Source organism: Bacteroides sp. OM05-10AA (assembly GCF_003439055.1).
Lineage (GTDB): Bacteria > Bacteroidota > Bacteroidia > Bacteroidales > Bacteroidaceae > Bacteroides > Bacteroides intestinigallinarum.
The window spans coordinates 107,342-120,680 of the sequence record NZ_QSUR01000002.1 but is presented as its reverse complement, the minus strand read 5'-3'; the positions used below and the strand labels follow the sequence as shown (position 1 = coordinate 120,680).

Annotated in this window: 8 protein-coding genes and 1 pseudogene; all 9 read right to left on the bottom strand. The window is 41.0% G+C overall.

Features of this window, described 5'->3' with window-relative positions; translation table 11 throughout:
- Positions 1-79 precede the first annotated feature (79 nt).
- The 9 genes and pseudogenes from DXB58_RS01890 to DXB58_RS01850 all read right to left on the bottom strand — a co-directional run bounded on the left by DXB58_RS01890 (position 80) and on the right by DXB58_RS01850 (position 13,317).
- Positions 80-2,089, bottom strand: coding sequence for a hypothetical protein (locus DXB58_RS01890; protein WP_117932787.1), 2,010 nt, complete (start codon positions 2,087-2,089; stop codon positions 80-82).
- A gap of 92 nt (positions 2,090-2,181) precedes the next feature.
- Positions 2,182-6,210 (bottom strand): two-component regulator propeller domain-containing protein, encoded by a 4,029-nt coding sequence (locus tag DXB58_RS01885; protein WP_122135745.1) that lies wholly within the window; start codon positions 6,208-6,210, stop codon positions 2,182-2,184.
- A 97-nt stretch (positions 6,211-6,307) separates the two neighbouring features.
- Positions 6,308-6,685, bottom strand: a pseudogene (locus DXB58_RS01880) (acetate--CoA ligase family protein); the annotation flags it as partial.
- Positions 6,686-6,913: 228 nt separating this feature from the next.
- Positions 6,914-7,735 carry an FAD:protein FMN transferase gene (locus tag DXB58_RS01875; protein ID WP_117932781.1) on the bottom strand — a complete coding sequence of 274 codons (822 nt, stop codon included), beginning with the start codon at positions 7,733-7,735 and terminating at the stop codon, positions 6,914-6,916.
- 143 nt (positions 7,736-7,878) lie between these two features.
- Entirely contained in the window at positions 7,879-9,228 is a 1,350-nt protein-coding gene (locus DXB58_RS01870; protein ID WP_117932779.1) for a DUF1080 domain-containing protein, read from the bottom strand.
- 62 nt (positions 9,229-9,290) lie between these two features.
- On the bottom strand, positions 9,291-10,709 hold the full coding sequence (locus tag DXB58_RS01865; RefSeq protein WP_117932777.1) for a Gfo/Idh/MocA family oxidoreductase: 1,419 nt from the start codon (positions 10,707-10,709) through the stop codon (positions 9,291-9,293).
- 26 nt (positions 10,710-10,735) lie between these two features.
- Positions 10,736-10,978, bottom strand: coding sequence for a hypothetical protein (locus DXB58_RS28060; RefSeq protein ID WP_117932775.1), 243 nt, complete (start codon positions 10,976-10,978; stop codon positions 10,736-10,738).
- Positions 10,975-12,270, bottom strand: coding sequence for a Gfo/Idh/MocA family oxidoreductase (locus DXB58_RS01855; RefSeq protein ID WP_117932773.1), 1,296 nt, complete (start codon positions 12,268-12,270; stop codon positions 10,975-10,977). The genes DXB58_RS28060 and DXB58_RS01855 overlap by 4 nt, the downstream gene beginning before the upstream one ends.
- A 39-nt stretch (positions 12,271-12,309) precedes the next feature.
- A complete protein-coding gene (locus DXB58_RS01850; RefSeq protein ID WP_117932771.1) occupies positions 12,310-13,317 on the bottom strand; it encodes a family 43 glycosylhydrolase in 1,008 nt (335 codons plus the stop codon).
- Between the last annotated feature and the right edge of the window lie 22 nt (positions 13,318-13,339).

The following is a 13,339-nucleotide window of genomic DNA, read 5'->3' as shown; positions in this document are numbered from 1 at the left end:
AAGCGTACTAAAAATAATATTTAAGCCAATTTTGTTACCAAAATTGGCTTAAATCAAAAGACAGATTATTTTATCTTATTTAAATGCGTACTTCAATCGTTTTTCCATTCGTAATCTTACTTCTTTTTACAATCTTATGATCCTTTTTTATCAGAACCAACAGTTTGTCATCTTTATCGCGCTTCACCTCAATATCGAATATGGAACCAAATGCACAGATACGTTTCAATGACATCGTATTCCAACTTTCCGGTAGCTGCGGTGTCATCATAAAAGCATCCAATGCAATGGGACGGATGCCGAACAACCCCTCGGTCATAATGCGACAATACAAAGCACTTTCTGTGGATAAATGCCTTTGGTTTCCCTCCGGCCACGCTTCCACTGCGTAAGGAACATGATCACCCAACAAACGAGTAGCAGAGTATTTATCCAAATATTCAGTAGCTATGTCTCTGGCACCACAAGAGTAAGCCCCCCGGAAAGCATAGAGTGTAGAACGATCCCAATAAGTAGAAGTACCCGATTGAGTTAACAACCCATTCTCCATCCACAGTTTATCAGAGAATAGAGCCTCCACAGTACCTTTCGCCTGATCATAAATACCCATAGTCAGAGGAATACAAATCCATGAACGCAGCACTGTATTACCATCATAATAACGATAGGTATCATACCCCTCTACATTACGGGCAAAATATGCATCAATATTCTTATAAAGTTCAGCAGCCCTATCCTGATAAGACTTTATCTGTCTATGTTCTTTTTTCAGCGCCTTTCCCAAATAAGCAGCTGAAATCAAGGCATCATAATATAATGAAGATGTACATAGATTGGCTTTTCCGGCAGGAAAACGATTTTCAAGTTCATCAGAATCAGATTTTACCACCCCATCCGCATTCAGCTGGCGATGACAATATTCCAGACACCATTCAATCAGCGGCCACAATTTTTCAGCCTCATTGCGATTACCGGATGCCAAAGCATAACGTGCTGCGCCATAGCCAACCATTGCTACATCACCACGATCACCCGCAACACCAAAACAATCAATCCCTTCTGCAATTATAGATGAAGGTAAAGGTTTATACTCATCATTCATATAGCGCATAAACAAGCCGAATGAATCCATAGCCGAACGGTTTCCGGCTTGATAACCTAAATATGGAAAAAATGGATTGATATATTCGGCCTGATCATTCGCCCATACAGCAGCATAATAAGCTTCCCCGCCAGGGCTTTGCATATATCCGCCTTTGGTATCGAATATGCTTTCCGAACCACGTATCTTGGCAAAAGAAAACATAGTATTGATTACGTCACTCGGAGTCTCTAACACAAGGTTACCCTGTATCTGACTCAAAAATCTCCGACGTGCCAGAAGTTCATTATTAACATCCAACGCCAACTCCTGATCATGTTTCTTATATCCTGCATAGATTACCTGAAACCAAGCCTTTTCTCCGGCTTTCAGTAAATAAGTACCATCTTTTACCGGAGAAGAAAGGGTAGCCGTTAATGTATAACTGCCTTCCACTCCTTTTGCCTCATCAGTATAATAAAAAAGAGTGGTCGATGGGAGCTGAACTGTCTGTGGGTGATCTGTCGTATTCTCCAACTCATATTTCTCACAGAAGGCCGGTTGTGACGTGGAAGGAAAAAGTGTACGTGTCAACGAAATCCCTCTAGTAGTATATACACTCTTTACAGTCATAATTCCATTCAGCGATACAGTCTCTACCTTTTCACCTACTAACGGCTGACCATTTACAAGGCATAAATGTGCCCAGTCTCCATTAAAATGATGCTGCAAACTACCATGGGTATCATTAGGGATAGTACGAAAAGTAGGTAAAACCATATTCCGGTCAATCACCCATTCACCAGCTTCATTAACACCATAGCGCAATACTGTTGAAACTTTCAGCCCACTCATTTCAATATGGTCATTATGCACACCATCCACTCTCCAGCAAATACTGTCAGGTGAAGTAATCACCCATCTCGTTATCTCACTGGCATTCAGAAAACTGGTATACAATCCAATTAGTAATAGTGTAAACCACAAAGTCTTTTGTCTGGTCATCATATCTTATAGTATTATTAAAATTTTCACACTTATAAATTATAAATCCTCAATATAACAGATGATATAGAGTGAAATACAACTCTATATATAATCTACTCTTCTTTCGAATTAACAAAATCCTTAGGCAATACCCCAAATTGCTTTTGGAAACATTTAGCAAAGTAAGACGGAGAATTAAATCCCACCATGTAGCAGATTTCATTCACCCGGTTTTCTCCCTCTTTCAACAATTGAGCTGCCTTTTTCAAACGCTCCAGGCGTAAGAACTCATTCGGACTCAAATCCAGCACTCCCTTTATTTTCCGATAAAAGTTAGACCTGCTCATATTCAGGTTATCTGCCATGTCATCCATGCTAAATTCAGGATTGGCATAATTAATCTGAATTACTTCGTTCAACCTCTTGATAAATTCCTCATCAGCTTTTGTTAAAGCCATTGTATTAGCAGCTATAAAAGGAGACTCCGCAAAAGCTTGGCGCAGTTTCTCTCTATTCTGAATAAGATTGGAAGCACATGCTTGTAGATATTCTACAGAAAAAGGTTTTTCAATATAAGCATCTGCTCCCAGTTCCATCCCCTCTATCTTTGATTGTATATTGGTCCTGGCAGTCAGCAGGATAACCGGAATATGGCTGTAATTCAAATCCGACTTAATCGTCTTACACAATTCGAAACCATCCATCACGGGCATCACAACATCACTTATCACCAGATTCACATAGTTACCATCAAGCACCTGCAATGCTTCTGCACCATTAGTAGCTGTCAGTACTGTATAATCTCTCGACAACTGACGAACAACAAAAGTAAGCATATCAGGATTATCTTCCACTACCAGCACAGTGGGACGATTATCTTTCTTTCCCGCCTGTTCGGCAGGGATTTCATTTACCCTATCAATTTCCACCTCCGCCTCTGGAGTTAAAGTGATTGTCGTATCCTGAACGACCGGTAAAGTCAGACAGAAAATGTTACTTTCTTCTCCTGCCTCCATAGCCAAAGTTCCCAGATGTAGTTCAGCCAACGAGCGAGAGAGTGCCAAACCGATTCCAGTGCCAGTAGTCACCTTTCCATCCTCTTGCTCATTGAAACGAACAAAAGGTTTAAAAATCTCCTCTTTCATTTCATCAGGAATGATTACTCCATCGTTTACTGTGCGAATACGGAATAGATTATCATCATCAGTTTCGGGTATTTCCAGCATTACATGTACATAACTCTCGGCATATTTCATTCCATTGTTCAATAAGTTACTGATAATCTTCGTAAATGCTTCCTGATTAACATGGGCATAAAAATCTTTTTCTGGTACCTGTAAGGTAAATTCCAACCCTTTCTGTTTTGCAAGAGAAGTGAAACGTATATGAGTTTCTTTCAACACTTCTGTTATATTGCATTTTGCAAAGTTCAACCGGAATCCCTGGCTTTCCGTCTTGCGGAAGTCAAGTAGCTGATTGGTCAGATTGAGTAATCGTTCCGTGTTCTGTTTCATGACGTTCAAGTCTTCACGGGTTTCAGCATCCACTTGTTTTTTCAGTATGATATTTTCCAACGGACCTTTAATCAATGTCAACGGTGTACGTATCTCATGAGCTACATTCGTAAAAAAGTCGATCTTTGCATGATAAACTTCACGTTCTTTCTCCTGCTCAAACTTCTCCATCTGCCTACGATGCTTGTTGTTACTACGCCTCTTGAAATATATAATTACATACAAAGAACAACCTATAATCAACAAAGCATATACAAAATAAGCCCAAACAGAAAGATAGAAAGGAGGAAGAATATGTACTTTTAACGATATTCCATTTTCATTCCATACTCCGTCACTATTAGAAACCTTTACTTTGAATGTATAATTGCCATATCGCAGATTGGAATAAGTAACAATAGGGCTTTCGCCAATTGTCAGCCAATCCGCATCAAAACCATCCAATTTATACATGATTTTACTCATTCTTGGAGCTTGAAAGTCCAATGCTGTTACCCGGAAAGAGAAAGAGTTCTGATTAGACTGAAGAATAAGCTCATCAGAGAAAGTGATACTCTTTTTCAATGGAGATCCCGGTTCACCGACATACACTTCTTTGCCAAACAATAGGAAATCCGTAATCACAATAGATGGAAGCGACCTATTCTCTGAAAAGGTCTTCGGATTGAAAGCGATAAAACCATCGATGCTTCCCAGATAAATCGTACCATCTTCCGTTTCCAGGCTGGAGCGATAATTAAACTGATCACCCAGCAAACCATTGGAGGTAGTATATACTTTCATTGCTCCGGTAGTAGGTTGGAAACATACGAGGCCATTATTCGTTGTCAGCCAGAAAAGTCCGTCTTTATCTTCCACAATCTGATAAACGACATCGTTTGGCAATCCATCTGCCAGATTATAGCTGGTAAAGGTTTCCGTTTCCGGATGGAACAAACAGAACCCTCCACCTTGAGTCGTCAACCAAACTTGCCGGTGAGAATCTTCGAAGATACTTACCACTTTATCATAAGGAAGGCTTTTCGGATTATTTTCATTATGTAGATAATTCTTCCATTTCTTCTCACTTACATTATAACAGTAAGCACCGTTTGCGTAAGTGGCCAACCAGAGGTTTCCTCCTGAATCTTCTTTTATGTCATATACAAACCGACCATTCAGTTCCGGTATCCGGTCAAAATCATCAGATTGTCTGTTGTAGCGCAACAAACCGAATAAAGTACCCAGATAAATATCCCCCGTCGTCGTTCGGCAAATGGAGAAAACGCTGTTGTCTATCAATGAGCGGGGCGAGTCTGTCTTCTGGTAGGTTTTCACAATAGCTCCTGTACGGGTATCCACCACTTTCACTCCTTTCGAAAAAGTTCCCACCCAAAGGTTATCATCAACCAGACACAGTCCATGAACATTTGTAAAAGCATTGCTTGGCGTGAAGAAAGAAAAAGTCTTGGTTTTAGGATTAAAACGATTCAAACCACCATCTTCCGTGCCAATCCATAGAATTCCCTGGTTATCTTGGCAGAACTCACGCACTCGTTTCCCGTGCAGGCCATTCTCTGTTCCTTTCGGATAATATTTCTCGAAGTTCGTATAAAAACGGGGATAATAGTTTATACCGCCGAAGTAAGAGCCAATCCAAATGCCGCCCTCACGATCTTTGCACAATGAATAAATGGCATTATCGGATAAAGAATAAGGATCATTAATCGAACTGCGCAAATGAACGTACTTACCTAGCCGGAGATTATAGATATAAAGTCCCGACTCTGCACCAATCCATAGTTCATTGTCAGAAGCAACCAACAGTTCACGACAGAAAACAGACTCCCCGGATTCATCTTCGAAAAGTAAATCGTGCAATTTGTTTGAAGTCAGATTCAGCTCTTTCACCCCTCCTTTTAAAGAACTTATATACAAACAGTTGTATGCACCTTTTACAATACAGGTCACTACGTCGTTCGCATAAATTTCCTTGTTATTCACAGGCGATAAATAAGGATGGAGAGTTTTCAGACGGTCTTTTGAATAGAAAAGTCCATCGCCATAACAGCCAATCCAAAGGGTTCCGCTATTGTCAAAAGCAAAAGTCTCAACATTGGTGGTAAGAAAGGAGAAGTTCTGTAAGGTATAGTTCTGAAGCTCTCCTTTTTCCAGATTATAACAGAACAATCCCTGTGATTCCACTGCCATCCAGACACACCCCTGATTATCTCCGGAGATAGCCGTCACAGTATGTTCTATCCTTGTATTCTCTACACTTTGTTTGGTAAAATGCTCGAAAGAATCTTTTTCCGGATAATAGATATAAAGCCCTACGTCCGTACCCACCCAGATACTTCCTTTTTCATCCTCGTAAAGTGCCGTGATGAAATTATTGCCTATGCTCCGCTGACTACGGTCATCATGCTTAAATTTACGGAATGACAGACCGTCATATCTGTTCAGTCCATCCTTGGTGCCGAACCACATAAAGCCCTGCTTATCCTGTAAAATTGTATTTACTGTATTCTGCGATAATCCATTCTGTACACTTAGATTTTTGAAATAATAGTGTTCATCTGCCACTTGAGCGTGACAGAGTATCTGATAACAAATAAGACAGATTAAAAGAGTCAGGGTTTTCTTCATACTACGTGTTTTCTATCCTTTCGTTTTGAGTTACCAAATGTAGGCAAAATCATAGCGGAAAGATAGTAAATATGTCTCAATGAATGAAAGAATAGTCCTATTTTTCTATTCGGATACACGCATCAACTGTTATAACGGCTCTTTGCGTAGCTAAAAACGGATTTATATCCATTTCTTTGATTTCTGTAGCGAAACGTAGCAAGGCGGACAAACGAACAATAGTTTCAGCAAATTTATCTTCTTTGACTCTCTTTTGTCCACGTGTTCCCTGAATAATTTTATAAACACGCAGTGAATGAATCAGAAATCTGCACCGACGAACGAAAGCTACTAGCTCCTCTTTATTATCGGAAACAAACTCATCTACCAGCGGAGTACCGGCAGCATGCAGTAATGCTTGTACGTAATTGGAAGCAATATAACCATTCTCCGGAATAGAATCAATAATGCGACGAATTCTCAAAACGTCTACCCCGCACCTTCGGCATAGACGATAATGTTCCTACAAAGACAAAATAAATTCCGAATAATGAAAAAGGTATATCAAAAATTCCATAATGAAAGTTTTTTTTAACATACCTCACTTTCTTTTTACCTATCTGTTTCAGTCTTTACAGCTGAACCGTTACCCAAAAGATTAGGCCAAGCTTTATCATCCCAGTAAACTCTATCAAGCAATACCACACGCCCTAAAGAAAAATACCTAGTAACCAATAAAGAAAAAACGGTTTAATACAGAAGAAAATTCAGCCAGCAAAGCCTTACGCTGTTCGCTGTCAGCAGCAAATAAACCGGTAGACAAGATTTCCCCTATTGATCCGTTAGTTGTTACTACAGCAATTTGTTTGACGCCTTCCACCAATTTTCCATTTTGGGGAGAAACGATGTGCCGACGGTTGGGAGAGTCATTGCCGGAGGTTGTAAGGCATTCGTTGTGAAGAAGTATATCATTAATTTTCCATCCCGAACCTACCGGATGATTACCCAAAGCAAGAATGGAACTGTTTCCCATATTTATCAATGCATTCTCTATCAGAGCCTCATTCAATATACCTCTGATCGTTTCCAAAGCATATCCCTTGAGAAAGCCGGACAAATTGATAGTTACTCCCGGCTGTGAAAAACAGATACTATGATCTCCGGCTGATAAATGTACTGAATATATTGTGTTCTGGTTGTAGTTTTCGGAATGAACTGTGACATCAAAGCATCCCAAAGTCCTGCTATTATATTCCAGGCAAAAATCAATCATTGAATAAAGTTCTTCGCTAAGAACGACCGGAGAAACAAAGGCTGTCAGGTTGACAACAGACAATTCACTGGCCGGATCATAAAAGTTCGCCATCTTTTCCAGCCGGCACAATGCATCATAAATACGATTGACCACAAGCAGCAGTTCTCCTTCCGACTTCCGGCTACATAAGATAATATCCACTCGTGTATGCATGGAAAGAAACCAAGCATAAAATAAGGAATTACCATCATTTGACGGTTTGTATAAATGTTGAATAGTGGTGGTCTGCATCGTATAAAATACAAATTAGGCACGGATTACACAGATTATACGGTTTTTATTTCATTAGAGTAACCGTGAAATCCGTGTAATCCGTGCCTGAATAAAAATCATAAAGGAGTTTTAGCGCATCTCCCAATAACCAGAAAACGGAACTATTTCAGTTCTTTAATCTTCACGTTCTTGAACCATACTTCATCTCCATGGTCCTGAAGAAGTATATTACCTTCCTCCGGATTTCCGAAATTAGGCCAATTTTTATATTTACTGTATGCTACCAATGCATTCCACATATCATTGTTACGATCATATTCAATCAGCTTAACCCCGTTCAGCCAATGTTCTACATGATTGCCTTTTACAATAATAGTAGCAGTATTGAATTCTTTCTTATTGAAAGGCTTATCTTTTGGAGCCGGAATCAAGTCATACAAAGAACCCAGCTTTCTGTTACCTTTCACACCCAGTTTTGCATCAGGATGCTTGTCATCATCAAGAATCTGGAATTCGCAGCCGATAGCAGAACCTTCACCCTTATTCAGCCCCGGATTTACGAAATATTTAACTCCACTATTTGCACCTTCAGTAATCTTGAAATCTACTTTCAGAATAAAATTCTTGTATTTACGGGTAGTCACAATATCACCACCATTAGCAGATTCAGCTCCACCACTCTTCATTACTTTCAAAATACCATTTTCTATCTTCCAGCCTTTTGCGGGGAAAGTAGAGATTTTAGCTCCTCTCCATCCGTCAGTAGTCTTACCATCCCATAATAGAGCCCAGCCTTCTTTTCCTTCACTAGGAGAAATCGTGTTGGCAATCAGATTCACTTCTAGTGCAGCTTGCGTTTCCGGTGTCTGATAGCGTTCTACATCCGTCGTACAAATACGGATATTCTTCCAGCTAACAGTTTTCCCTTCATCTGCCGCATTTCCAATAGCGTGCACTTGCAAAGCAATGAAACCTACAGGAGTCATGTCATCCCATATATTAGCACAAGGTACTCCGTTTATCCAAGTACGGATCGAATTACCAACAGCTTCAATACGGGCTTTATTCCATGCGTTATTCTTAAAAGCAGTTTTTGCAGACGGATTCAGCGTCAAAGGATAAAGCCAGTTTCTACGTGCCTCATCATAAATGCCACCCGACCAAGCGCGCTTAGAAGGATCAATCTCAAACTGATAACCGTGTACGCGCCCTTTCTTATAATCTTTCTTGCTTTCACTGCGAAGCTGTACACCGGAATTTAAACCATCATCTATCTTGAAGTCAAATTCAAGAATAAAGTCACCATAGTTCTTTGTAGTTGCCAAGAAAGTGTTGGGAGTTCCCATTTTAGATACGCCTACAATCGCACCGTCTACAATTTTATATTCGGCTTTGCCGTTCAATTTTTTCCATCCTTTCAAGTTCTTTCCATTGAAAAGAGGTTCCCAGTTTTGTGCACCCAACGAAGCGGCACAAAATAAAAGTAAAGTTAATACAATATTTTTCATGATTATTTATTGGTCCTTCTCCATCCCCTTATATTCGATAAAGGGATGAGAAAACTATTTTCTATTTATAATTTATAAAATTCATCCCAACCCTTACGCGGCGGAAGTCCTGCCAACATTGCATTAGCAAATTCATTATTTGTAATCTGCTTCGTACGACTGTCAAAGAACAGTTGTGTATTAAGACGTTGAGCCATTACACCCAGTGAGAACACCTGACTCAAAACACCGTTGATCTCGAACGGTGAGCGCGTCTTTTCAATGCCGTTACATGCCAATAAGAAGTTCTCGAAGTGATTGGAAGGACTTTTAGGAACCTTCGGTAATTTGCCAGCCATCTCTTTCGCTTTCTCTTCCGGAATAATAGACAAAGTGCTTCCATGACTACCCCCTTTAAAGATTAAGTCTTTCGTATAGATAATCTTTCCCGGATTCAATTTAGCCGCAGGAGTATCTCCCTGATTCGTCGAAGGAATGTTCGGATCCAATCCCGAAACTCCATAACCGGCAGGAATAGGAGGAAGATTATCCAGACCGTCATACCAGGTAATGTCTACCGGGGGCATTCCTTTACGTTGTGGGAAACGGAAGAGAATCGTGGAAGAATAAGGGAAGAAATAATCATTATGACCATTTGCGTATTGCATGGTGACTTCATAAGGCAATCCCAGTTCCAGGAACTCGTGAGCCGTATCGAGGATATGTGCCCCCCAGTCGCCCAATGCACCCATACCAAAATCATACCAGCAACGCCATTGTCCTAAATGATAATCTTTATTATACTCGTGATAAGGGGTAACTCCGAGCCAGGTGTCCCAATCCATATCTTTCGGCAGTTGCTGTCCCGAAGGAAGTTTGTAGATATTAGTATCCCATTTATGCCAACGGCGCGGGTTATTCATGTGGGCAGTGATAGCGGTAACGTCTTTGATAATTCCCTCATCCATCCAAGCTTTAAACTGGAAATAGTTTGCTTCAGAATGTCCCTGATTTCCTACCTGGGTAACCAAGTTAGGACGTTTAAGCGCAGCCTGCATCAACAACTCCGCTTCATAAAAAGTACGCGCCAGCGGTTTTTCTACATATACGTGTTTTCCGGATGCCAATGCCAGCATGCTGATCGGAAAATGTGAATGGTCGGGAGTAGCAATCGCTACAGCATCAAACTCATTACCGGCTTTATCAAACATCTGACGGAAATCCCTGAACTGTTTTGCTTTCGGATATTTAGCCATTATCTTTTGCGTATGTTTGGCACCCATGTCCACATCACATAACGCTACCACTTCTACCATACCTGTCCGCGCAAAATCCTCAATAATCTGTTCCCCGCGGTTACCAATGCCGATATAGGCTATCTTTACCTTGTCACCTCTTCCTTTCTTGGGTGAAATCGTTTGAGCATGCAGTAAGTCACCTGCTCCCAACGCCAATCCGGCAGAAGCCATTGACATCGTTTTCAGAAAATCTCTTCGTGTTACCATAAGTTATTTATTTTCATTGATATTGATTAAGTTCGTGAACGAGTAAACAATGCCCGTAGCCCATAAAACAAGAGACGTAAAATCCCCCAAAAAGCATAAAGCACAAAAGCAAATATGATGATATAGAAAATAGAGGTTATCATCTCCGTAAATGGCGCATGATAAGCAATAATTGCATAGAGGTGTATCAAATTGGATACTACGAAACAAATGAGTAAAGTAATTAACTCTATTTTCTTTCGTCGTGCGGTTACAATCGTGTCTTTCATACAGCTTCGGGTGTTTTTACAGATTGATGGTTCAGATAGTCTATTTTATACTCATCAGGGAAGTAGAGTGTCCGCTCTTCCTCCAATGCCTGATGTCCCAGCAAACAAAGCATACTTGCATAATATCCTTCTTCCGCTATTCTTTCCGGTTGTTTTTGTGTTATGACGGCTTCAACGAACGCTTCCAGCAACAAGGACGTACCGTCACTCTTGGGACGTTCTCCTATAATAAACTCTCCATTGTTTTCATTTGCAGTTTCCGGAGCCCAACTCGTTCCGGCAAAAGGAAGAGAATCGAAAACTTTGTTTTCCCAATCATTCACCATCTGCAGGAAAGCCGGTGCAGGAGCCACATTCTCAAAGTAGTATTTTCCTTTTTCCGGTTCTACCGTGCCAAGGTTACCCATGATCTGTTCTTCCAGTCCATAGAATTTATTGGAAATAACGGAGTCAAATGTCATCTTCACCCCATCATCAAAGACATATACACAACTCACATTGTCATACACATCTCTGCCATCCTTCCAGTAAGTAATGGCACCGTGCCCCATTACCTTTTCGGGAATCTTACGCAAAGCCCAACTTCCGATCTGAAGCTGGTGGCAAGCGAGTTCCGTCATCAGCCCCTTCGAGAATTCTTTGTAGAGACGCCAGTTTATCAGGCGTTCCAGATTGGGTGAAGGCACCGAGCGTCTCCAATCACCATTCCGGTTCCAGAAAGTTCGGATTGCATTTATTTCACCGAAGGTACCCGCATGAATCATCTCCATCGCTTTGATGTAACGAGGATCGAACAAGCGTTGTTGACCTGTGAAGAAAATCTTTCCCGTGCTACGATGTTTCTGATACATACGGTAACACTCTTCCATCGTAAAACCTATCGACTTCTCACAGAATACATGCTTTCCTGCGTCGAAAGCATCCAGCACGATTTTACAATGCGAACTAAGAGGGGTAGCTACGAGTATGGCATCTATCGACTTATCTTCCAGTACTTCCCGGTAGTCTCCATACACTTTGGCATTAGGCACAAGTTCCAACGCGCTCTCGATAGACGGTTTATAAATGTCACACAATGCTACGATCTCGACTTTGGGATTCTTAGCCAGAAATCCCATTAAAAAACGTCCCCGGGAACCAGGACCGATAATTGCCAGACGGCACTTTTCGTTTGAGGTGTTCGTCACCTCCGAAAAAGCAGAAAGCCAAGGACTTGCTGCAAGAAGAGTGCCAGCCCCGGCCATGCCTAAATTCTTTAGAAAATCCCGCCTGCTAATAGGGGTATGTTTCATGCTTGTGGTATTTAAGATTATAATTAGTTCATCTGAAAATCAATTATTAAATATAGGTGCTTTTTGTATTTCATAAGAAGGAGCTCCGCCTTCTACATAAGGCCATCCTTCTTTATCCCACTTAATCTGGTCCAGTAACAGGATACGCCCATTCTCCGGAGCCGATCTTGAAAATCCATGATACAAAAGCCAGTCTTGCCCGGCATCGTCCCGGATAATCTGTGAGCCATGTCCATTGCCTACAAAATGATTATTCGCACCTATCACCAAAGAATAACCATTCTTCAACATCGGTTTGCCCGACTTATCTTTGTAGGGTCCCCAGACTTTTTTAGAGCGGCCCACTACAACTTTATAAGTACTCCTAATTCCCTCGCAACAACTTCCGATAGAGGCAAACATATAATAATAATCGCCGTGCTTATGAATATAGGCAGCTTCAAAAGCTGTTCCTGCTATTCTCTTTTTTTCCGCTCCCGGCTTCAATGACAGACCATCTTCAGTCAGCTCAATAACATATATTCCCCGGAAGCTACCCCAAACCAGATAGTTTCTCCCTTCATATTGCAGGAAGCTGGGATCAATCGAATTCTGTACACCGATCTCATTGCTACGGAACATCTTACCATGATCTGTAAAAGGTCCCTGTGGAGAGTTGGCCGTAGCTACTCCAATTCCACACGTCTGTTCTCCTCCCCACACCGACATCGCATAATAAAGTACATATTTATTATTAATATAATTGATGTCCGGTGCCCAAATTCCAGCTTTAGGTTCAAATCTGGGACGAGTTTTATTTGTGAATGCCGTGTTGCAGTAAGTCCATTGCACCAGGTCTTTCGACTTCATGATCGGAACGTTTCTGGTAGATTCGGTGGCATACACATAAAAATACCCATCCGCAGCCTTAATTACCGTAGGGTCGGGCATGGCAATATCTACAACGGGATTCTTATAGCTCACTGCAGATTTTGTCTGTGCTTTCCCCTGTGAAAAACAAGCACCTACCATGAAAACGAAAACGAACAAATTTACATACTTTTTCATTAAATCATTCTTTTAAGGTTCC

Coding starts and splice junctions, on each gene's coding strand:
- DXB58_RS01875 (WP_117932781.1), bottom strand. CDS start 7,735: ATGCAGACCACCACTATTCAACATTTATACAAACCGTCAAATGATGGT.
- DXB58_RS01865 (WP_117932777.1), bottom strand. CDS start 10,709: ATGGTAACACGAAGAGATTTTCTGAAAACGATGTCAATGGCTTCTGCC.
- DXB58_RS01885 (WP_122135745.1), bottom strand. CDS start 6,210: ATGAAGAAAACCCTGACTCTTTTAATCTGTCTTATTTGTTATCAGATA.
- DXB58_RS01850 (WP_117932771.1), bottom strand. CDS start 13,317: ATGAAAAAGTATGTAAATTTGTTCGTTTTCGTTTTCATGGTAGGTGCT.
- DXB58_RS01855 (WP_117932773.1), bottom strand. CDS start 12,270: ATGAAACATACCCCTATTAGCAGGCGGGATTTTCTAAAGAATTTAGGC.
- DXB58_RS01890 (WP_117932787.1), bottom strand. CDS start 2,089: ATGATGACCAGACAAAAGACTTTGTGGTTTACACTATTACTAATTGGA.
- DXB58_RS28060 (WP_117932775.1), bottom strand. CDS start 10,978: ATGAAAGACACGATTGTAACCGCACGACGAAAGAAAATAGAGTTAATT.